The organism is Streptomyces sp. NPDC031111 (assembly GCF_055570675.1).
This window is the reverse complement of record NZ_JBVIGS010000007.1, coordinates 203792-225853: the sequence shown is the minus strand read 5'-3', so window position 1 is coordinate 225853 and position 22062 is coordinate 203792. Positions and strand designations below refer to the sequence as shown.

The following is a 22062-nucleotide window of genomic DNA, read 5'->3' as shown; positions in this document are numbered from 1 at the left end:
AAGCCCCGTCCGGTGAGTGAGACTGGTGCAACCGAGACGGTAATCAGGAATCGAGGTCGGATGATGCGTACGCGTCCGCTGAAGGTGGCGCTGCTGGGCTGTGGAGTCGTCGGCTCAGAGGTGGCGCGCATCATGACGACGCACGCCGACGACCTCGCCGCCCGGATCGGGGCCCCGGTGGAGCTCGCCGGCGTGGCCGTACGGCGGCCCGACAAGGTGCGTGAGGGCATCGACCCGGCCCTGGTCACCACCGACGCCACCGCGCTCGTCAAACGGGGCGACCTCGACATCGTCGTGGAGGTCATCGGCGGGATCGAACCCGCCCGTACGCTCATCACCACCGCCTTCGAGCACGGCGCGTCCGTCGTCTCCGCGAACAAGGCGCTGCTCGCCCAGGACGGCGCCGCGCTGCACGCCGCCGCCGACGAGCAGGGCAAGGACCTCTACTACGAGGCCGCCGTCGCCGGGGCCATCCCGCTGATCCGCCCGCTGCGCGAGTCCCTCGCCGGTGACAAGGTCAACCGGGTGCTCGGCATCGTCAACGGCACCACCAACTTCATCCTCGACAAGATGGACTCCACCGGCGCCGGCTACCAGGAGGCGCTCGACGAGGCCACCGCGCTCGGGTACGCCGAGGCCGACCCGACCGCCGACGTCGAGGGCTTCGACGCGGCCGCCAAGGCCGCCATCCTCGCCGGGATCGCCTTCCACACCCGCGTGCGCCTCGACGACGTCTACCGCGAGGGCATGACCGAGGTCACCGCCGCCGACTTCGCCTCCGCCAGGGAGATGGGCTGCACCATCAAGCTGCTCGCCATCTGCGAGCGGGCCGAGGACGGCGCGTCGGTCACCGCGCGGGTGCACCCGGCGATGATTCCGCTCAGCCACCCGCTCGCCTCCGTGCGCGGCGCCTACAACGCCGTGTTCGTCGAGTCGGACGCCTCCGGGCAGCTGATGTTCTACGGGCCGGGCGCGGGCGGCGCGCCCACCGCTTCCGCCGTGCTCGGCGACCTCGTCGCCGTGGGGCGGAACCGGATCAGCGGGACGACCGGGCCCGGTGAGTCCGCGTATGCCGCGCTGCCCGTCTCGTCCATGGGCGAGGTCGTCACGCGGTACCACATCAGCCTCGACGTGGCCGACAAACCGGGTGTTCTCGCTCAGGTCGCGACCGTGTTCGCCGAGCACGGTGTCTCGATCGACACGGTTCGTCAGCAGGGCAAGGACGGTGAGGCCTCCCTCGTCGTCGTCACTCACCGTGCGTCCGACGCGGCCCTCGGCGGCACCGTCGAGGCGTTGCGCAAGCTCGACACCGTGCGCGGTGTCGCCAGCATCATGCGGGTTGAAGGAGAGTAACCAGCAATGACCCACCAGTGGCGCGGAATCATCGAGGAGTACCGGGACCGGCTGCCGGTATCCGACACCACACCGGTTGTGACGCTCCGTGAGGGCGGCACGCCGCTCGTGCCCGCGCAGGTGCTCTCCGAGCGCACGGGCTGCGAGGTGCACCTCAAGGTCGAGGGCGCGAACCCGACCGGGTCCTTCAAGGACCGCGGCATGACCATGGCGATCTCCAAGGCGAAGGAGGAGGGTGCCAAGGCCGTCATCTGCGCCTCCACCGGCAACACCTCCGCCTCCGCCGCCGCGTACGGTGTGCGCGCCGGGATGGTGTCCGCCGTTCTCGTGCCGCAGGGCAAGATCGCGCTCGGCAAGATGGGCCAGGCGCTGGTCCACGGGGCGAAGATCCTCCAGGTCGACGGCAACTTCGACGACTGCCTCACGCTGGCCCGCGCCCTGAGCGACAACTACCCGGTGGCGCTGGTCAATTCGGTCAATCCGGTACGGATAGAAGGCCAGAAGACGGCCGCCTTCGAGATCGTGGACATGCTGGGCGACGCGCCCGACATCCACGTCCTGCCGGTGGGCAACGCGGGCAACATCACCGCGTACTGGAAGGGGTACAAGGAGTACGCCGCCGACGGTGTCGCCACGCGGACGCCGCGCATGTGGGGTTTCCAGGCCTCCGGCAGCGCGCCCATCGTGCGCGGCGAGGTCGTCAAGGACCCGTCGACGATCGCCACCGCCATCCGGATCGGCAACCCGGCGTCGTGGCAGTTCGCGCTCGCCGCGCGGGACGAGTCCGGCGGCGCCATCGACGAGGTGACGGACCGTGAGATTCTGCGCGCCTACCGGCTGTTGGCCTCGGGTGAGGGCGTCTTCGTCGAGCCCGCGTCCGCCGCGTCGGTCGCCGGTCTGCTGAAGGCCGCCGAGCAGGGCAAGGTCGACCCGGGCCAGAGGATCGTGTGCACCGTCACCGGCAACGGCCTGAAGGACCCGGACTGGGCCGTCGCCGGTGCCCCGCAGCCGGTCACCGTCCCCGTCGACGCCGCGACCGCCGCCGAGCGGCTGGGCCTGGTCTAGTACCGGCACGCGATCCGCGACTTCGTCCGCAAAACGGGCGTAAGGGCGCGCTCACCTGGGGAAGTTCCCTACGGGGGGTGCACAGGGGGCTTGCGACACGCATCGTGCGCCTCCTGTGCGCCCTATGTCGCCACTGAACCTTCCTTCGATAGGCTGTACTGAACCCGCCCGCCGCATATGCCGCGGTATCGCGTCGTCCCCGTGGTCCGGACAGTGGCCCGGGACGGCCCGGAAAGCGGCCGGCCACCCCGGTCGGCGGCGATCCCAGGGGTTTCGTACGCCCTCGAATGTCCATCGAGTGCCACTCGAGTGTCCGTCGGGTGTCATTCGACAGTCACGCAGCTCAAGGAGAGTCTTCGAGCGATGGCCGGTCCCGCGTTCCGCGCCGCCGCCGTCCGGGTGCGCGTCCCCGCCACCAGCGCCAACCTCGGCCCGGGCTTCGACGCCCTCGGCCTCGCGCTGGGGCTCTACGACGACGTCGTCGTCCGGGTGGCCGACTCCGGGCTGCACATCGACATCGCCGGCGAGGGCGGCGAGACCCTCCCGCGCGACGAGAGTCATCTGCTCGTACGTTCCCTGCGCACCGCCTTCGACCTGCTCGGCGGACAGCCTCGCGGCCTCGAGATCGTCTGCGCCAACCGCATCCCGCACGGCCGCGGTCTGGGCTCCTCCTCGGCCGCCATCTGCGCCGGGATCGTCGCCGCCCGCGCCGTGACCATAGGCGCCGAGGCCAAGCTCGACGACACCGCGCTGCTCGAACTCGCCACCGAGATCGAGGGCCACCCCGACAACGTCGCGGCCTGTCTGCTGGGCGGTTTCACCCTGTCCTGGATGGAGGGCGGCGCGGCCCGGGCGATCAGGATGGACCCCGCCGATTCCATCGTTCCGGTGGTTTTCGTGCCCGGGAAGCCGGTTCTCACCGAGACCGCGCGCGGCCTGCTGCCGCGCACCGTTCCCCATGTCGACGCCGCCACCAACGCGGGCCGTGCGGCCCTGCTCGTCGAGGCCCTGACCAGGCGCCCCGAGCTGCTGCTGCCCGCCACCGAGGACCGACTGCACCAGGAGTACCGCGCCCCGGCCATGCCCGAGAGCGCCGCCCTGGTGGAGCGGCTGCGGGGGGACGGGATCCCCGCGGTGATCTCCGGCGCCGGACCCACGGTCATGGCGCTGGCGGACGCGGACACGGCCGACAAGGTCGAAGCACTGGCCGGCACCGACTGGGCCGCGAACCGGCTCGGTCTCGATGTACAGGGCGCGAGCGTGCTTCCGCTCGCCACCTGACACACGGTTGCCGGATTTGGAGAGGGGGAATGTTTGTTGGATCCGGTAGTGTTAACCTCAAGTCTGCACCCGACCCCACCATGGCGAGGTGCCTCGTGTCCCCGTCCGGGACAGACATTCTTCCGGGAGCCCCCCAAGCCGCACTGTGTTCTCTGCTACGTACGCGGGCAGTACGTCGCACGCGGACACTGAACGGCTCGACGGTGGGGGTACCCCCTCTGGGGGAGCTCCGGAACCGGTGCGACCACGCCACGTGACACTGGATGCCACGGCTCGAGGAAGCGCCATCACCAGATATCTCTTCCGCCGCTCAGGCGGACAACCGCCCCGGCACGGTTCGCACAGCAAGGACCGATGCCGGACAGCACAACCGGTCGCCGAGCCAGACAGGCCGACGTCCGCTCCAGGGAAGGACCCTTCGTGAGCGACACCACCGATCTGATGGGCGCACGTGTCGAGGAGACCGCTGCCGCGCCCGCCACGGACGCTTCCGCGCCTGCCACCGGTGCCGGCTCCCGGCGGCGCCGCGGTACCGGCCTCGAGGGCATGGTGCTGGCCGAGCTTCAGCAGGTCGCATCCGGCCTCGGAATCAGGGGCACCGCGCGTATGCGCAAGAGCCAGCTGATCGAGGTCATCAAGGAGGCGCAGGCCGCCGGAGGCTCCGCCCCGGCCAAGGCCGAGTCCGCCCCCGAGACCAAGCCCAAGCGTCGCGCGACCTCCCGGACCCGTACGGGCGAGGCCGCCGAGAAGAAGGCCGACGCCAAGGACGAGCAGGCCCCCGCCGAGAAGGCCGCGGCCCAGCAGCAGATCGAGATCCCGGGCCAGCCCTCCCCGAAGGCCGCCGGTCAGCCGGAGCAGGCCGAGGAGGCCCCCGCTCCCGCCGAGCGCCGTCGCCGTCGCGCCACGGCCGAGGCCGGCGCCCCGGCCGCCGCCGCGACCGAGACGATCGCCGCCGAGGCGAAGGCCGAGACCAAGACCGAGGCCCCCGCCCAGCAGCAGGGCGACGCCAAGTCCGACCACGAGGGCGGCGAGGGCCGCCGCCGCGACCGCCGTGAGCGCGGCCGCGACCGTGACCGTGGCGAGCGCGGTGACCGTGGCGACCGCGGCGACCGTCGCGGCAAGGGCGACGACCAGCAGCAGAGCCAGGGTGGCGGCCAGGGCCGTCAGCAGAGCCAGCAGGGTGGCGGCGGCCGTCAGGACGACGGTTACGACGACGACGGAGGCGGCCGCCGTGGCCGTCGCGGCCGTTACCGCGACCGCCGTGGCCGCCGCGGCCGCGACGAGATCGCGTCCGAGCCGCAGATCGCCGAGGACGACGTCCTGATCCCGGTCGCGGGCATCCTGGACATCCTCGACAACTACGCCTTCATCCGGACCTCCGGCTACCTGCCCGGTCCGAACGACGTGTACGTCTCCCTCGCCCAGGTCCGCAAGAACGGCCTGCGCAAGGGCGACCACCTCACCGGCGCCGTGCGCCAGCCCAAGGAGGGCGAGCGCCGCGAGAAGTTCAACGCGCTGGTCCGCCTGGACTCCGTCAACGGCATGGCGCCCGAACACGGCCGCGGCCGCCCGGAGTTCAACAAGCTGACCCCGCTGTACCCGCAGGACCGCCTCCGCCTGGAGACGGACCCTGGTGTCCTCACCACCCGGATCATCGACCTCGTGTCGCCGATCGGTAAGGGCCAGCGCGGTCTGATCGTGGCCCCGCCGAAGACCGGCAAGACCATGATCATGCAGGCGATCGCCAACGCGATCACCCACAACAACCCCGAGTGCCACCTGATGGTCGTCCTCGTCGACGAGCGTCCGGAAGAGGTCACCGACATGCAGCGGTCGGTGAAGGGCGAGGTCATCTCCTCGACCTTCGACCGCCCGGCCGAGGACCACACCACGGTCGCCGAGCTCGCCATCGAGCGCGCCAAGCGCCTGGTGGAGCTGGGTCACGACGTCGTCGTGCTGCTCGACTCGATCACGCGTCTGGGCCGTGCGTACAACCTCGCCGCCCCGGCCTCCGGCCGCATCCTGTCCGGTGGTGTCGACTCGACCGCCCTCTACCCGCCGAAGCGCTTCTTCGGTGCGGCCCGCAACATCGAGGACGGCGGCTCGCTGACCATCCTCGCCACCGCCCTGGTGGACACCGGGTCCCGCATGGACGAGGTCATCTTCGAGGAGTTCAAGGGCACCGGCAACGCGGAGCTCAAGCTCGACCGGAAGCTCGCCGACAAGCGCATCTTCCCGGCGGTGGACGTCGACGCGTCCGGCACCCGTAAGGAAGAGATCCTGCTCGGTGCCGAGGAGCTGGGCATCGTCTGGAAGCTGCGCCGAGTGCTGCACGCCCTCGACCAGCAGCAGGCGGTCGAGCTGCTTCTCGACAAGATGAAGCAGACCAAGTCGAACGCCGAGTTCCTGATGCAGATCCAGAAGACGACGCCGACGCCGGGCAACGGCGACTGACGTCCCGCCTTCCGCCGAAAGGGCCGCTTCCGCGAGGAAGCGGCCCTTTCGCGTGCCGCGAGAGCTTCGCCACAAGTACGACGACGGGCACCGCGGCCGACCCGTACGCCGAACCCCGGCGAAACCGCAGGTCAGAGAGGTTTGCGCCGCCCCCGGCCCGGACGCCGCACGCTCCGTCGTCCACAGGCCCGGCACAGGACGCCGTGCAACCCTGTGCCGGGTTTCGCCGTCCCATCGGACGGCGGGACGATGGGGTCATACGGGCCGTTCGCGGCATGTCTGGCGCCGAGTGCAGGGGGTAACCGACCGTAGATGAGCTGAGGAGCACATGTCTGCCGAGAGCACACCGGGCCCCGGGATACCCGCGGAGCCCGGTACGACGGGTCCGCGCAACCGGGGCAAGGGGCGCCGCCGCAAACCGCGTGACACACGCCACAAGGGCCTGAAGGTCGCGGCCTGGACCGCCGCCGCCGTCGTCGTCCTCGGCGGCACCGGCGCCGGATACCTGTACTTCAAGCTCAACGGCAACATCGAGAGCCTCGACATCGACCAGGCCCTGGGCACCGACCGGCCCGAGAAGGCGGACAACGGCTCCGAGAACATCCTGGTCCTCGGCTCCGACACCCGCGCCGGCGGCAACAAGGACCTCGGCGGCGGCACCGACGACGGAAGCGCCCGCTCCGACACCGCGATGGTCGTGCACGTCCACGAGGGCCACAAGAAGGCGAGCGTCGTCTCCATACCGCGCGACACCCTCATCGACCGCCCCGAGTGCACCGACACCGAGGGCGGCACCCACCCCGCCGCGAGCGGCGTGATGTTCAACTCCGCCTACTCCACGGGCGGGGCGGCCTGCGCGGTGAAGACCGTCGAGTCGATCACCGACCTGCGCATGGACCACTACCTGGAGGTCGACTTCAGCGGCTTTCAGAAGCTGATCGACGAGCTCGGCGGCGTCGAGGTCACCACCACCGAGGACATCGAGGACCCCGACAGCCACCTCGACCTGAAGGCCGGCACCCACCGCCTCGACGGCGAACAGGCCCTCGGCCTGGTCCGCACCCGGCACGGCGTCGGCGACGGCTCCGACCTCGGACGCATCCAGCTCCAGCAGGCGTTCATCAAGGCCCTGGTGCGGCAGGTCGACGAGGTCGGCGTCCTCACCAGCCCGAAGAGGCTCTACAACCTCGCCGACACCGCCACCAAGACCGTCACCACCGACTCCGACCTCGGCTCGGTCAACTCCCTGATGTCCTTCGCGACCGGCCTCAAGGGCATCGGCCCCACCAACATGCACATGGTCACCATGCCGGTCCAGTACGACCCGGCCGACGCCAACCGCGTCCTGGTCGAGAAGAACAAGGCCGAGCAGGTGTGGGAAGCCTTGAAGAACGACCGGCAGATCCCGGAGGGCGCCACCGACGACACGGCCACCGGTGAAGCGAGGGGCGTGGTGAACGCCCCGTAAGGGGCGCGGGGCCGTATCGATATGCGGCTCCGCCGCGTGGGCGCGACCAGCCCCCACCCGGCCCGCAGGGAACAAACAACGGCAACCCCCGGTTTTGGGAGAAGGCCCCAGTCCTGGCAGACTGGTACGTCGGCTCCGGTTCACGCTCCCGCACCCCGCGGCGGCGACCCGGCGCCCTCCCGAACCTAGGAGACACCTTGAAGCGCGACATCCACCCCGAGTACGTCGAGACGCAGGTCAGCTGCACCTGCGGCGCGTCGTTCACCACCCGCAGCACGATCTCCTCCGGCGCCATCCGCGCCGAGGTCTGCTCCGAGTGCCACCCGTTCTACACGGGCAAGCAGAAGATCCTCGACACCGGTGGCCGTGTGGCCCGCTTCGAGGCCCGCTTCGGCAAGGCCGCCGGCTCCAAGAAGTAGCGAGCCCCATTTCGCCGGTCCACGGCCGCGCCCCCGCCCGGGGGCAGGCCGGGACCGGCGTTTTTGGTCGCCCGCCCCTTCACCCACGTACCAGCAGGAGCCCAAGATGTTCGAGGCCGTCGAGGAACTCGTCGCCGAGCACGCCGACCTGGAGAAGAAGCTCGCCGATCCGTCGGTCCACGCCGACCAGGCCAACGCGCGCAAGCTGAACAAGCGCTACGCCGAGCTCACCCCGATCGTCGCCACGTACCGCTCCTGGAAGCAGACGGGCGACGACATCGAGACCGCGCGCGAACTGGCCGCCGACGACCCCGACTTCGCCGCCGAGGTCAAGGATCTGGAGCAGCAGCGCGAGGAGCTCACCGAGAAGCTCCGCCTGCTCCTCGTCCCGCGCGACCCCAGCGACGACAAGGACGTCATCCTCGAGATCAAGGCGGGCGCGGGCGGCGACGAGTCCGCCCTGTTCGCCGGCGACCTGCTGCGCATGTACCTGCGGTACGCCGAGCGGGTCGGCTGGAAGACCGAGATCATCGACGCCACCGAGTCCGAGCTGGGCGGCTACAAGGACGTCCAGGTCGCCGTGAAGGCCCGCGGGCAGATCGAGCCCGGCCAGGGCGTGTGGGCCCGGCTGAAGTACGAGGGCGGCGTGCACCGTGTGCAGCGGGTGCCGGCCACCGAGTCCCAGGGCCGTATCCACACCTCCGCGGCGGGTGTCCTGGTGACCCCCGAGGCGGAGGAGGTCGACGTCGAGATCAACCCGAACGACCTGCGCATCGACGTCTACCGGTCCTCCGGGCCCGGCGGGCAGTCCGTCAACACCACCGACTCCGCCGTGCGCATCACGCACCTCCCGACCGGAGTCGTCGCCTCCTGCCAGAACGAGAAGAGCCAGCTGCAGAACAAGGAGCAGGCACTGCGTATCCTGCGCTCCAGGCTGCTCGCCATGGCACAGGAGGAGGCGGAGAGGGAGGCCGCGGACGCCCGTCGCAGCCAGGTCCGCACCGTCGACCGCTCCGAGAAGATCCGTACGTACAACTTCCCGGAGAACCGCATCTCGGACCACCGCGTCGGCTTCAAGGCGTACAACCTGGACCAGGTCCTGGACGGCGACCTCGCCGCGGTGATCCAGGCCTGTGTCGACGCGGACTCCGCCGCCAAGCTCGCCGCCGCGTAACCCCCGTAGACAGTTCGGAGGACCAGCGTGAATCTGCTGCTCGCCGAGGTGGCCCAGGCCACCCAGCGGCTCGCCGACGCCGGCGTGCCCTCGCCGCGCACCGACGCGGAGGAGCTCGCCGCGTTCGTGCACGGCGTCAAGCGCGGCGAGCTGCACGCGGTGAAGGACTCCGACTTCGACGCCCGGTACTGGGAGGTCATCGCGCGCCGTGAGGCCCGCGAACCGCTCCAGCACATCACCGGGCGCGCGTACTTCCGCTACCTGGAGCTCCAGGTCGGCCCCGGGGTCTTCGTGCCGCGTCCCGAGACCGAGTCGGTCGTCGGGTGGGCGATAGACGCCGTCCGCGCGATGGACGTCGTGGAGCCCTGCATCGTCGACCTGTGCACCGGATCGGGTGCCATCGCGCTCGCCCTCGCCCAGGAGGTGCCGCGCTCCCGCGTGTACGCCGTGGAGCTGTCCGAGGACGCCCTCCAGTGGACGCGGAAGAACATGGAGGGGTCCAGGGTCGAGCTGCGCCAGGGAGACGCCCTGACGGCCTTCCCGGACCTCGACGGCCAGGTCGACCTGGTCGTCTCCAACCCGCCGTACATCCCGCTCACCGAGTGGGAGTACGTCGCCCCGGAGGCCCGCGACTACGACCCCGACCTGGCGCTGTTCTCCGGTGAGGACGGACTCGACCTGATCCGCGGTCTGGAGCGCACCGCGCACCGGCTGCTGCGCCCCGGCGGGGTGGTCGTGGTCGAGCACGCCGACACCCAGGGCGGCCAGGTGCCGTGGATCTTCGCCGAGGACCGCGGCTGGACCGACGCCGCCGACCACCCCGATCTGAACAACCGCCCGCGGTTCGCCACCGCCCGCAAGGCGTTGCCGTGAGCACCCCGCACACTCCAACCCCCCAGCAGCACCCGTACGAGGAGGCCCGCTAGATGGCTCGGCGATACGACACCAACGACGCGACCGACCGCGCGACCGGTCTGCGTGAGGCCGCGTCCGCCGTCCGCCGGGGCGAGCTCGTGGTGCTGCCGACGGACACGGTGTACGGCATCGGCGCGGACGCGTTCACCTCGGAGGCCGTCGGCGACCTGCTGGAGGCCAAGGGCCGCGGCCGCAACATGCCCTCGCCCGTCCTCATCGGCTCGCCGAACACCCTGCACGGCCTGGTCACCGACTTCTCCGAGCTGGCCTGGGAGCTCGTCGACGCGTTCTGGCCGGGCGCGCTGACGCTGGTCGCCAAGCACCAGCCGTCCCTCCAGTGGGACCTCGGGGACACCCGGGGCACGGTGGCCGTGCGGATGCCGCTGCACCCGGTCGCCATCGAGCTGCTCACCGAGGTCGGGCCCATGGCCGTGTCGTCGGCGAACCTGACCGGACACCCGGCGCCCGAGGACTGCGACGCCGCGCAGGAGATGCTCGGGGACTCCGTCTCCGTGTACCTGGACGGCGGTCCGACGCCCGGCAACGTGCCGTCCTCGATCGTTGACGTCACGCGGCCCGTGCCCGTGCTGCTGCGGGCGGGGGCGATCTCGGCGGACGAGCTGCGCAAGGTCGTACCAGACCTCGAGGTGGCGAATTGACGGCCCCTGAGGCGGGGCGTGGCATACGCAACGGGGAATCCAGCGCGGAGGTGACGACGACCTTCGGCTTTCCGCGCGACACCTTTCGCATCCTCCACGTCAGCACCGGAAACGTGTGCCGCTCGCCGATCACCGAGCGGTTGACCCGGCATTTCGTGAGCCAGCGGCTGGGGATCCTGGGGGGTGGGCTGATCGTGGAGAGCGCGGGGACGTGGGGGCACGAGGGTGCGCCGATGGAGGCCCACGCGGAGACCGTGCTGGCGGAGTTCGGGGCGGACGCGTCCGGGTTCGTGGGGCGGGAGCTGCTGGATGATCACGTGATCCGGGCGGATCTGGTGCTGACCGCTACGCGGGATCATCGGGCGCAGGTCATTTCCATGGGGCATTCGGCGGGGTTGCGGACCTTCACGTTGAAGGAGTTCACGCGGCTGGTGAACGCGATCGACCCTGCGACTCTGCCGCCCCTGGACGAGGGGTTGGTCATGCGTGCCCGGGCGCTGGTGCGTGCGGCTGCGGCTCTGCGCGGGTGGCTGTTGGCGCCGACGGCCGAGGCGGATGAGGTGTACGACCCGTACGGGGCGCCGTTGACGTTCTTTCGGTCGATCGGGGACGAGATACACCAGGCGCTGGATCCTGTGGTGACGGCGCTGACCGGGGTGCCTGCTCGGGCCGCCTAGGTGGGCTGCTGCGGGGGTGGGTTTGCGGGGCCTCCGGCGGTGTTCCGCTGTGCCCACCCGTTCCGCCCTGCGGAACGACTGCCCACAGCGACGTATGGGCTGCCGCGGCCTACATTGGGCGTACGTCAGTGTCGACGTCCGGGAGTCCGTGATGACGCTCAGCCATGCCCTTGAGGTCGATGTTGTGCGGCGGATGGATCCTGAGGTGGCCGATGTGCTGCTCGGGGAGCGGGAGCGGCAGTCGAGCACGCTCCAGCTGATCGCCGCCGAGAACTTCATGTCGCCCGCCGTGCTGGCCGCCCTCGGCTCGCCGCTGGCCAACAAGTACGCCGAGGGCTACCCCGGCAACCGGCACCACGGTGGCTGCGAGGTCGTCGACGTCGCCGAGCGTCTAGCCGTGGAGCGGGCCACCGCGCTGTTCGGCGCCGAACACGCCAACGTGCAGGCGCATTCGGGCTCCTCCGCCGTGCTCGCCGCGTACGCCGCCCTGCTGCGCCCCGGCGACACGGTGCTCGCCCTCGGCCTGCCGTACGGCGGTCACCTCACCCATGGCTCGCCGGCCAACTTCTCCGGCCGCTGGTTCGACTTCGTCGGCTACGGGGTCGACGCCGAGTCCGGGCTCATCGATCACGAGCAGGTGCGGACGCTTGCCCGCAGCCACCGGCCCAAGGCGATCGTGTGCGGCTCCACCGCCTACCCCCGCCACATCGACCACGCCTTCTTCCGCGAGGTCGCCGACGAGGTGGGCGCGTATCTGATCGCCGACGCCGCGCACCCCATCGGGCTCGTCGCCGGGGGAGTGGCGCCCAGTCCGGTGCCGTACGCGGACATCGTGTGCGCGACGACGCACAAGGTGCTGCGGGGCCCGCGCGGCGGGATGATCCTCTGCGGCGGCGAGCTGGCCGAGCGGGTCGACCGTGCCGTGTTCCCCTTCAGCCAGGGCGGCGCCCAGATGAACACCATCGCGGCCAAGGCGGTCGCGTTCGGCGAGGCGGCGACACCGGCGTTCGCCGCGTACGCGCACCAGGTGGTCGCCAACGCGCGGGCGCTCGCCGCCGCTCTGGCCGCCGAGGGACTGATCGTCACCACCGGCGGCACGGACACCCATCTGGTCACCGTCGACCCGGCGCCGCTCGGCGTCGACGGACGGGCCGCGCGCGGCCGGCTCGCGGCGGCCGGTCTGGTCCTGGACTGCTGCGCCCTGCCGCACGACAACGACCGCGGACTGCGCCTGGGCACGGCGGCGGTGACCACCCAGGGCATGGGGGCGCGGGAGATGACGGTCGTCGCGGGCCTGCTGGCGAGCGTCCTGCGGGGCGGCACGGAGCCCGCCCGTGCCCGGGAGGACGTACGGGAGCTGGCCGCGGCGTTTCCGCCGTACCCCCGCTGAGCGGGTCCGGTTCGGGGTAGGCGCACCGGATGCACAGCCACACGTGCAACCATCGTCGCTACCCGGAAGTCCCCACTCATATGCGTGCCTCGCTAGGGTGTGGGGCTGTGATGGCCAGCGAGACCTGTGGGGAAGCCCGTGCGTGAATACCTGCTGACGCTCTGCATCACGGCCGCGGTGACGTACCTGCTGACAGGGCCGGTACGGAAATTCGCGATCGTGGCAGGGGCGATGCCGGAGATCCGGGCGCGTGACGTGCACCGGGAACCCACTCCGCGGCTCGGCGGGATCGCGATGTTCTTCGGCCTGTGCGCGGGTCTGCTGGTCGCCGACCACCTCACCAATCTCAACCAGCTCTTCGAGAAGTCCAACGAGCCGCGGGCGCTGCTCTCCGGGGCGGCGCTGATCTGGCTGATCGGTGTGCTGGACGACAAGTTCGAGATCGACGCGCTGATCAAGCTGGGCGGCCAGATGATCGCCGCCGGTGTGATGGTCATGCAGGGTCTGACGATCCTGTGGCTGCCGATCCCGGGCGTCGGCTCGGTCGCGCTGACCCAGTGGCAGGGGACGCTGCTCACGGTCGCCCTGGTGGTCATCACCATCAACGCGGTCAACTTCGTGGACGGTCTGGACGGTCTCGCGGCCGGCATGGTGTGCATCGCGGCGGCGGCGTTCTTCCTGTACGCCTACCGCATCTGGTACTCGTACGGCATCGAGGCGGCCGCCCCGGCGACGCTGTTCTCGGCGATCCTGATGGGCATGTGCCTGGGCTTCCTGCCGCACAACATGCACCCCGCGCGGATCTTCATGGGCGACTCCGGCTCGATGCTCATCGGCCTGGTGCTGGCGGCCGGGGCGATCTCCGTGACCGGGCAGGTCGACCCGGACGCGCTGAAGCTGTTCGCCGGTTCGGAGAAGGAGGCCGTGCACCAGACGGTGCCGGTGTACATCCCGCTGCTGCTGCCGCTGACCATCATCGCGGTGCCGGCCGCCGACCTGATCCTGGCGATCGTGCGGCGCACCTGGCGCGGTCAGTCCCCGTTCGCGGCGGACCGGGGGCATCTGCACCACCGGCTGCTGGAGATCGGCCACTCGCACAGCCGGGCGGTGCTGATCATGTACTTCTGGTCGGCGCTGATCGCCTTCGGCGCGCTGACGTACTCGGTGAACTCGGCGTCGATGTGGATCGTGCTGAGCGTCGTCATCCTCTCGACGATCGGCCTCATCCTGCTTCTGCTGCCCCGCTTCACCCCGCGCGCCCCGCGCTGGGCGGAGGCCGTCGTGCCGCCGCGGTACCGTCGCCGCCGGGCCCTGGCGGCCGCCGCGGACGCCTCGGAACCCGAGGCGGCGGGCGTCCCCGGGGAAGCGTCCGACCACCGTGCGCCGGTCCCCGCCGGTGTCTCCGGCGTCAACGGCGCGACGGCCGTAGGCTCCCGCGCACCGCTCGCCGACCGATCACGGTCAAGGTAAGAATCCGACTAGAGCATTGCCAAGTCGTGGTGCCCCGATGGGGCGATGTTGGGGGTACGAAGCGCCCCAATATCAGACAAAGCGGCCGCGTTCGCGCTCAGACGCGCAGATTCACTCTCATGTGTGACGGCCAGCACACCCGGCAGGTAAAGACTGCATCAAATAGTTTGTGATACCGTTCACGAGAACCCCGGATAGAGCCGAAGGACCGCAGTGCGACGGTTCACCGGTGCGAGGAATTCACACTCGGCCCGGGGGTCTACGCTCGTCCATGACGACACCCTGCCCCCTGTGAAAGCGGAGTTGCCGCCATGCCGTCCAATGACGTCCGGATCCTGGCCCAGGCCGCCGTGCCCACGGCTGCCGCCGGCGCGGTCGCCGCCGTCGTCAGCGCGGTGGTCGCGGGTGGCAAGGGTGCGATCGGGGCGCTCGTCGCGACCGCCGTGGTGGTCCTCTTCATGGGGATCGGTCTCTATGTACTGCAGCGCACCGCCAGGTCGCTTCCGCACCTGTTCCAGGCCATGGGACTGATGCTGTACGCGGCACAGATCCTGCTGCTGTTCATCTTCGTCGCCCTGTTCCGGGACACCACGCTGTTCCACCCCAAGGCCTTCGCCCTCACCCTGGTCGGCACCACGCTCGTGTGGATCGCCGCCCAGACGCGGGCGCACATGAAGTCCAAGATCCTCTACGTCGAACCCGAGTCGACGACGGGCCAGAGGCCCGGAAACTCGGGGCACTCGTCGTGAGGGGTAGGGCCGGGATAAAGAGGCTTGGGAACTCCTGCTATCGTCCGGTGCCAACTGCGGCATCGCGGGCGCGGGCATCCGAGCTGACGCCTGCTCAATCGCGAGGCGAGATGCCCCCCAGCCGCCCCCACATCCGTAACACCAGTCCCGTGCCGAACCGCGGCCCGCTGCCGCGCCGACACAACGAGGTTGCCGTACCTATGCGCCACGATGAAGGAGCCCGCGGTGAGTGCTGACCCGACGCAGGTGCTCGCCTTCGAGACCGACTGCCACCTGTTCGACGGTTGTGGCTTCCCGGCTCCGGGCCTGCACTCGTTCCTCTTCGAGCCGCTCTGGGGCGACGCAGACGGCAACGGCCTGTACTTCAACAAGCCGATGCTGCTCGCGCTGCTCGGTTCCATCATCGTGGTGGGCTTCTTCTGGGCCGCGTTCGCCAAGCCGAAGCTCGTCCCGGGCAAGCTCCAGATGGTCGCCGAGGCCGGCTACGACTTCGTCCGCACCGGCATCGTGTACCAGACGCTCGGCAAGCGCGAGGGCGAGAAGTACGTCCCGCTCGCCGTCTCCCTGTTCTTCTTCGTCTGGATGATGAACCTCTGGTCGATCATCCCCGTCGCCGCGTTCCCGGTGACGTCGATCATCGCCTACCCGATGGTCCTGGCGCTGATCGTCTACATCACCTGGGTCTCCCTGACCTTCAAGCGGCACGGTTTCGTCGGCTTCTTCAAGAACGTCACCGGCTACGACAAGTCGCTCGGCGCGGTCCTGCCTCTGTCGATGACCATCGAGTTCTTCTCGAACCTGCTGGTCCGCCCCTTCACGCACGCCGTGCGGCTCTTCGCGAACATGTTCGCGGGTCACACCCTGCTGCTGCTCTTCACGATCGCCACCTGGTACATGCTCAACGGCATCGGCATCGCCTACTCCGCCGTGTCGTTCAGCATGGTCATCGTGATGACGCTCTTCGAGCTCTTCATCCAGGCCGTGCAGGCATACGTCTTCGTCCTGCTGACCTGCACGTACATCCAGGGCGCGCTCGCCGAGCACCACTGAGCGCACCAGGTTCCCACCCCCATAGTCGTCCGGTGGCCAACCCCCACCGGTCCGTAAAGAGAAGGAAGAACTGGCCATGTCCCAGATGCTCGCTGCTGTCGACGGCAACCTCGGTTCCATCGGTTACGGTCTCGCCGCGATCGGTCCCGGCGTCGGCGTTGGCATCATCTTCGGTAACGGCACCCAGGCTCTCGCCCGCCAGCCCGAGGCCGCCGGCCTGATCCGCGCCAACCAGATCCTGGGCTTCGCCTTCTGTGAGGCGCTCGCCCTGATCGGTCTCGTCATGCCGTTCGTCTACTAAGACGAGCGCTGACGACCGACCCTTTCGACGAAAGGCACTGATGTGAACTCCGCCCTGGTTATCCTGGCGGCTGAGGGTGAGAAGGAGAATCCCCTCATCCCGCCGTGGCCGGAAGTTGTCATCGGCCTCATCGCCTTCGTCATCGTCTTCGGCTTCCTCGCCAAGAAGCTCCTCCCGACCATCAACAAGGTCCTGGAAGAGCGTCGCGAGGCCATCGAGGGCGGTATCGAGAAGGCCGAGGCCGCGCAGACCGAGGCCCAGAGCGTCCTTGAGCAGTACAAGGCCCAGCTCGCCGAGGCCCGGCACGAGGCCGCGCGACTGCGCCAGGAGGCGCAGGAGCAGGGCGCCGCGCTCATCGCCGAGATGCGTGCGGAAGGCCAGCGGCAGCGTGAGGAAATCATCGCCGCCGGTCACGCGCAGATCGAGGCCGACCGCAAGGCCGCCGCGTCCGCGCTGCGCCAGGACGTCGGCAAGCTCGCCACCGACCTGGCCGGCAAGCTCGTCGGCGAGTCCCTCGAGGACCACGCCCGGCAGAGCCGCGTGATCGACCGCTTCCTCGACGAGCTCGACCAGAAGGCCGAGGCCGCGCGATGAACGGAGCGAGCCGCGAGGCCCTGGCAGCCGCACGTGAGCGTCTCGACGCGCTGACGGACTCCACGTCCGTGGACGCGGCCGTGCTCGCCGACGAGCTGGCCGCCGTCACCGCGCTGCTCGACCGCGAGGTGTCGCTGCGTCGGGTCCTCACCGACCCGGCGCAGGCCGGTGAGGCCAAGGCCGACCTGGCCCGGCGCCTGCTCGGCTCGCAGGTCGGCGGTCCGACCGCGGATCTGGTGTCCGGCATGGTGCGTTCCCGCTGGTCGCAGTCGCGCGACCTGGTGGACGCGCTGGAGGAGCTGGCGAACGTCGCCGACCTCACCGCCGCCCAGAAGGCCGGCGCGCTCGACGACGTCGAGGACGAGCTGTTCCGGTTCGGCCGGATCGTCTCCTCCGACACCGAGCTGCGCGCCGCGCTGACCAACCGGAGCGCCCCCGCCTCCTCCAAGAGCGAGCTGCTGCGCAGCCTGCTCGGGGGCAGGGCGAACGCGGCCACCGAGCGTCTGGTGACGCGTCTTGTGACCGCGCCGCGGGGACGTAGCCTGGAGTCGGGACTCGAGTCCCTGTCCAAGCTCGCCGCCGAGCGTCGCGACCGCATGGTGGCCGTCGTCACCTCCGCGGTGCCGCTGAGCGACCAGCAGAAGCAGCGCCTGGGCAACGCCCTCGCGAAGCTCTACGGCCGCCGGATGCACCTCAACCTCGACGTCGACCCCGAGGTCGTCGGCGGGATCCGGGTGCAGGTCGGTGACGAGGTCATCAACGGCTCCCTCGCGGACCGGCTCGAGGACGCGAGCCGCCGGCTGGCGAGCTGAGCAGCACACACTTCTTCATAGCAGTACGTACTTACGGCCCTGGTTGGGCCGTGCAGAGGATTCACCTCATATTGGGGGGAGTCCCCATACCCCCCAAGTGAAACTTCGGGCCCAACAAGGAGAGCAGGGAACTCAGATGGCGGAGCTCACGATCCGGCCGGAGGAGATCCGGGACGCGCTGGAGAACTTTGTCCAGTCGTACAAGCCGGACGCGGCCTCGCGCGAGGAGGTCGGTACGGTCACCCTTGCCGGCGACGGCATCGCCAAGGTCGAGGGTCTTCCCTCGGCCATGGCCAACGAGCTGCTGAAGTTCGAGGACGGCACCCTCGGCCTCGCCCTCAACCTCGAGGAGCGCGAGATCGGTGCCATTGTCCTCGGTGAGTTCAGCGGCATCGAGGAGGGCCAGCCGGTCACCCGTACCGGCGAGGTGCTGTCCGTCGCCGTGGGCGAGGGCTACCTCGGCCGCGTGGTCGACCCGCTCGGCAACCCGATCGACGGCCTCGGCGAGATCGAGACCGAGGGCCGCCGCGCCCTCGAACTGCAGGCCCCCACGGTCATGCAGCGCAAGTCGGTGCACGAGCCGATGGAGACGGGCTACAAGGCCGTCGACGCCATGACCCCGATCGGCCGTGGTCAGCGCCAGCTGATCATCGGCGACCGCCAGACCGGCAAGACCGCCCTGGCCGTCGACACGATCATCAACCAGCGCGACAACTGGCGCTCCGGCGACCCGAAGAAGCAGGTCCGCTGCATCTACGTCGCCATCGGCCAGAAGGGCTCCACCATCGCGTCGGTCCGCCGCGCGCTGGAGGAGAACGGCGCGCTGGAGTACACGACCATCGTCGCCGCCCCGGCGTCCGACCCGGCCGGCTTCAAGTACCTGGCGCCGTACACCGGCTCGGCCATCGGCCAGCAGTGGATGTACGAGGGCAAGCACGTCCTGATCATCTTCGACGACCTGTCGAAGCAGGCCGACGCCTACCGCGCCGTCTCCCTGCTGCTGCGCCGCCCGCCGGGCCGTGAGGCCTACCCGGGTGACGTCTTCTACCTGCACTCCCGTCTGCTGGAGCGCTGCGCCAAGCTCTCCGACGACATGGGCGCGGGCTCGATGACCGGTCTGCCGATCGTCGAGACCAAGGCCAACGACGTGTCGGCGTTCATCCCGACCAACGTCATCTCCATCACCGACGGCCAGTGCTTCCTGGAGTCGGACCTGTTCAACGCCGGTCAGCGCCCCGCGCTGAACGTCGGTATCTCCGTCTCCCGAGTCGGTGGTTCCGCTCAGCACAAGGCGATGCGCCAGGTCTCCGGCCGTCTGCGCGTGGACCTCGCCCAGTTCCGTGAGCTGGAGGCGTTCGCCGCCTTCGGTTCCGACCTGGACGCCGCGTCGAAGGCGCAGCTGGAGCGCGGTCAGCGCATGGTCGAGCTGCTGAAGCAGAACCAGTACGAGCCGATGGCCACCGAGGACCAGGTCGTCTCCATCTGGGCCGGTACCACGGGCCGCATGGACGACGTGCCGGTCGCCGACATCCGCCGCTTCGAGAAGGAGCTCCTGGAGCACCTGCACCGCAACGAGCAGGGCCTCATGACCTCCATCCGCGAGGGCGCCAAGATGTCCGACGACACCATCCAGGCCATCGCCGACGCCGTGGCGGCGTTCAAGAAGCAGTTCGAGACGAGCGACGGCAAGCTGCTCGGCGAGGACGCCCCGGCCGCTGCCGCCAAGTGACGTAAGGAAGGGACCTGACTCATGGGAGCCCAGCTCCGGGTCTACAAGCGTCGCATCCGATCCGTCACCGCGACCAAGAAGATCACCAAGGCGATGGAGATGATCGCCGCCTCGCGCGTCGTCAAGGCGCAGCGCAAGGTGGCGGCCTCCACGCCGTACGCGCGGGAACTCACCCGCGCGGTCACGGCGGTCGGAACCGGGTCGAACACCAAGCACCCGCTCACCACGGAGGCGGAGAACCCGACCCGTGCCGCGGTCCTGCTCCTCACGAGCGACCGCGGTCTGGCCGGTGCCTTCAACTCCAACGCCATCAAGGCGGCGGAGCAGCTGACCGAGCGCCTGGAGCGCGAGGGCAAGCAGGTCGTCACGTACATCGTCGGCCGGCGTGGTGTCGCCCACTACAACTTCCGTGAGCGCAAGATCGCGGAGACGTTCACGGGCTTCACCGACGAGCCCTCGTACGCGGACGCCAAGAAGGTCGCGGCCCCGCTGATCGAGGCGCTCGAGACGGAGACGGCGGACGGCGGCGTGGACGAACTCCACATCGTCTACACCGAGTTCGTGTCGATGATGACGCAGACGGCGGTCGACTCCCGGATGCTTCCGCTGCGTCTCGAAGAGGTCGCGGAGGAGACCGCCACCAAGGGCGAGATCCTGCCGCTGTACGACTTCGAGCCCTCGGCGGAGGACGTCCTCGACGCCCTGCTGCCGCGCTACGTGGAGAGCCGGATCTACAACGCGCTGCTCCAGTCGGCCGCTTCGAAGCACGCCGCCACGCGGCGCGCGATGAAGTCGGCCACCGACAACGCGGGCGAGCTGATCAACACGCTCTCCCGTCTTGCCAACGCGGCCCGCCAGGCCGAAATCACCCAGGAAATCAGCGAGATCGTCGGTGGCGCCAGTGCCCTGGCCGACGCGAACGCGGGGAGTGACAACTAATGACCACCACTGTTGAGACCGCGACGGCTACGGGCCGCGTCGCCCGGGTCATCGGCCCGGTCGTCGACGTGGAGTTCCCCGTCGACGCGATGCCGGACATCTACAACGCCCTGCACGTCCAGGTCGCCGACCCGGCCAAGGAGGGTGAGCTCAAGACGCTGACCCTGGAGGTCGCCCAGCACCTGGGTGACGGCCTGGTCCGCACCATCTCCATGCAGCCCACCGACGGTCTGGTCCGCCAGGCCCCGGTGACCGACACGGGCTCCTCGATCTCCGTGCCGGTCGGTGACTTCACCACGGGCAAGGTGTTCAACACCCTCGGTGAGGTGCTGAACGTCGACGAGCAGTACACCGGCGAGCGCTGGCCGATCCACCGCAAGGCGCCGAACTTCGACGAGCTCGAGTCGAAGACCGAGATGTTCGAGACCGGCGTCAAGGTCATCGACCTTCTCACCCCGTACGTCAAGGGTGGAAAGATCGGTCTGTTCGGCGGTGCCGGCGTCGGCAAGACGGTGCTCATCCAGGAGATGATCTACCGCGTCGCCAACAACCACGACGGTGTGTCGGTGTTCGCCGGTGTCGGTGAGCGCACCCGTGAGGGCAACGACCTCATCGACGAGATGAGCGAGTCGGGCGTCATCGACAAGACCGCCCTGGTCTTCGGTCAGATGGACGAGCCCCCGGGCACCCGTCTGCGCGTCGCGCTGGCCGGCCTCACCATGGCCGAGTACTTCCGTGACGTCCAGAAGCAGGACGTGCTGTTCTTCATCGACAACATCTTCCGCTTCACCCAGGCCGGTTCCGAGGTGTCGACCCTGCTCGGCCGTATGCCCTCCGCGGTGGGCTACCAGCCGAACCTGGCCGACGAGATGGGTCTCCTCCAGGAGCGCATCACCTCGACCCGTGGTCACTCGATCACCTCGATGCAGGCGATCTACGTCCCCGCGGACGACCTGACCGACCCGGCCCCGGCCACCACCTTCGCCCACCTCGACGCGACGACGGTGCTCTCCCGTCCGATCTCGGAGAAGGGCATCTACCCGGCCGTGGACCCGCTGGACTCGACGTCCCGGATCCTGGACCCGCGCTACATCGCGCAGGACCACTACAACGCGGCCATGCGCGTGAAGAACATCCTCCAGAAGTACAAGGACCTCCAGGACATCATCGCGATCCTCGGTATCGACGAGCTCGGCGAGGAGGACAAGCTCGTCGTCCACCGTGCCCGTCGCGTGGAGCGCTTCCTGTCCCAGAACACCCACGTCGCCAAGCAGTTCACCGGCGTGGACGGTTCGGACGTGCCGCTGGACGAGTCGATCGCCGCGTTCAACGCGATCTGCGACGGTGAGTACGACCACTTCCCGGAGCAGGCGTTCTTCATGTGCGGTGGCATCGAGGACCTGAAGAACAACGCGAAGGAGCTGGGCGTCTCCTGAGCCCCGAGCTCGACGTGAGCCCCACGGCTCACTCCTGAGGGGGCGGGGTACGTCCCGCCCCCTCATCCACGCCCACGCTGCATTGCCCGGGGGACAACCCCCGGACCCCCGGCCGAGTCCCGGGGCG

At 69.7% G+C, this 22062-nt stretch carries 20 protein-coding genes; all 20 read left to right on the top strand.

Features of this window, described 5'->3' with window-relative positions; genetic code table 11:
- Positions 1-60: 60 nt before the first annotated feature.
- The 20 genes from ACZ470_RS16960 to atpD all read left to right on the top strand — a co-directional run bounded on the left by ACZ470_RS16960 (position 61) and on the right by atpD (position 21935).
- Positions 61-1353 (top strand): homoserine dehydrogenase, encoded by a 1293-nt coding sequence (locus ACZ470_RS16960; RefSeq protein WP_468427908.1) that lies wholly within the window; start codon positions 61-63, stop codon positions 1351-1353.
- Between the two features lie 6 nt (positions 1354-1359).
- The gene (gene thrC / locus ACZ470_RS16955) at positions 1360-2418 is read left to right on the top strand and encodes a threonine synthase (RefSeq protein ID WP_468427906.1); all 1059 of its coding nucleotides are present in this window, start codon (positions 1360-1362) and stop codon (positions 2416-2418) included.
- A 363-nt stretch (positions 2419-2781) separates the two neighbouring features.
- Positions 2782-3699 (top strand): homoserine kinase, encoded by a 918-nt coding sequence (thrB, locus tag ACZ470_RS16950; RefSeq protein ID WP_468427905.1) that lies wholly within the window; start codon positions 2782-2784, stop codon positions 3697-3699.
- A 420-nt stretch (positions 3700-4119) separates the two neighbouring features.
- Positions 4120-6153: a transcription termination factor Rho gene (rho, locus tag ACZ470_RS16945; RefSeq protein WP_468427903.1), complete on the top strand. Its 2034-nt coding sequence runs from the start codon at positions 4120-4122 to the stop codon at positions 6151-6153.
- A 328-nt stretch (positions 6154-6481) separates the two neighbouring features.
- On the top strand, positions 6482-7621 hold the full coding sequence (locus ACZ470_RS16940) for an LCP family protein (protein ID WP_468427901.1): 1140 nt from the start codon (positions 6482-6484) through the stop codon (positions 7619-7621).
- Positions 7622-7818: 197 nt separating this feature from the next.
- Positions 7819-8040: a 50S ribosomal protein L31 gene (gene rpmE / locus ACZ470_RS16935; RefSeq protein WP_145867232.1), complete on the top strand. Its 222-nt coding sequence runs from the start codon at positions 7819-7821 to the stop codon at positions 8038-8040.
- Between the two features lie 106 nt (positions 8041-8146).
- Positions 8147-9214, top strand: a complete 1068-nt coding sequence (gene prfA / locus ACZ470_RS16930) for a peptide chain release factor 1 (protein ID WP_468427898.1) — start codon at positions 8147-8149, stop codon at positions 9212-9214.
- Positions 9215-9241: 27 nt separating this feature from the next.
- The gene (gene prmC / locus ACZ470_RS16925) at positions 9242-10087 is read left to right on the top strand and encodes a peptide chain release factor N(5)-glutamine methyltransferase (protein ID WP_468427896.1); all 846 of its coding nucleotides are present in this window, start codon (positions 9242-9244) and stop codon (positions 10085-10087) included.
- Positions 10088-10140: 53 nt separating this feature from the next.
- The gene (locus ACZ470_RS16920) at positions 10141-10788 is read left to right on the top strand and encodes an L-threonylcarbamoyladenylate synthase (protein ID WP_468427895.1); all 648 of its coding nucleotides are present in this window, start codon (positions 10141-10143) and stop codon (positions 10786-10788) included.
- Complete coding sequence (locus ACZ470_RS16915) at positions 10785-11465, top strand: arsenate reductase/protein-tyrosine-phosphatase family protein (RefSeq protein WP_468427893.1); 681 nt, start codon at positions 10785-10787, stop codon at positions 11463-11465. The genes ACZ470_RS16920 and ACZ470_RS16915 overlap by 4 nt, the downstream gene beginning before the upstream one ends.
- 151 nt (positions 11466-11616) lie before the next feature.
- The gene (locus ACZ470_RS16910; RefSeq protein WP_468427891.1) at positions 11617-12855 is read left to right on the top strand and encodes a serine hydroxymethyltransferase; all 1239 of its coding nucleotides are present in this window, start codon (positions 11617-11619) and stop codon (positions 12853-12855) included.
- 138 nt (positions 12856-12993) lie between these two features.
- Positions 12994-14325: an MraY family glycosyltransferase gene (locus tag ACZ470_RS16905; protein WP_468427890.1), complete on the top strand. Its 1332-nt coding sequence runs from the start codon at positions 12994-12996 to the stop codon at positions 14323-14325.
- Between the two features lie 311 nt (positions 14326-14636).
- On the top strand, positions 14637-15074 hold the full coding sequence (locus tag ACZ470_RS16900) for a hypothetical protein (RefSeq protein ID WP_468427889.1): 438 nt from the start codon (positions 14637-14639) through the stop codon (positions 15072-15074).
- A gap of 210 nt (positions 15075-15284) precedes the next feature.
- The gene (atpB, locus tag ACZ470_RS16895; protein WP_468427888.1) at positions 15285-16124 is read left to right on the top strand and encodes a F0F1 ATP synthase subunit A; all 840 of its coding nucleotides are present in this window, start codon (positions 15285-15287) and stop codon (positions 16122-16124) included.
- 76 nt (positions 16125-16200) lie between these two features.
- Positions 16201-16425, top strand: coding sequence for an ATP synthase F0 subunit C (atpE, locus tag ACZ470_RS16890; RefSeq protein WP_030860414.1), 225 nt, complete (start codon positions 16201-16203; stop codon positions 16423-16425).
- A 42-nt stretch (positions 16426-16467) separates the two neighbouring features.
- On the top strand, positions 16468-17019 hold the full coding sequence (locus ACZ470_RS16885; protein ID WP_468427886.1) for a F0F1 ATP synthase subunit B: 552 nt from the start codon (positions 16468-16470) through the stop codon (positions 17017-17019).
- The gene (locus ACZ470_RS16880; protein WP_468427884.1) at positions 17016-17831 is read left to right on the top strand and encodes a F0F1 ATP synthase subunit delta; all 816 of its coding nucleotides are present in this window, start codon (positions 17016-17018) and stop codon (positions 17829-17831) included. Before ACZ470_RS16885 ends, ACZ470_RS16880 begins: the two co-directional genes overlap by 4 nt.
- A 136-nt stretch (positions 17832-17967) precedes the next feature.
- Positions 17968-19560, top strand: coding sequence for a F0F1 ATP synthase subunit alpha (atpA, locus tag ACZ470_RS16875; protein WP_468427882.1), 1593 nt, complete (start codon positions 17968-17970; stop codon positions 19558-19560).
- Positions 19561-19581: 21 nt separating this feature from the next.
- Positions 19582-20499, top strand: a complete 918-nt coding sequence (locus ACZ470_RS16870) for a F0F1 ATP synthase subunit gamma (RefSeq protein WP_468427880.1) — start codon at positions 19582-19584, stop codon at positions 20497-20499.
- Entirely contained in the window at positions 20499-21935 is a 1437-nt protein-coding gene (atpD, locus tag ACZ470_RS16865) for a F0F1 ATP synthase subunit beta (RefSeq protein ID WP_085575069.1), read from the top strand. The genes ACZ470_RS16870 and atpD overlap by 1 nt, the downstream gene beginning before the upstream one ends.
- Positions 21936-22062: the final 127 nt, after the last annotated feature.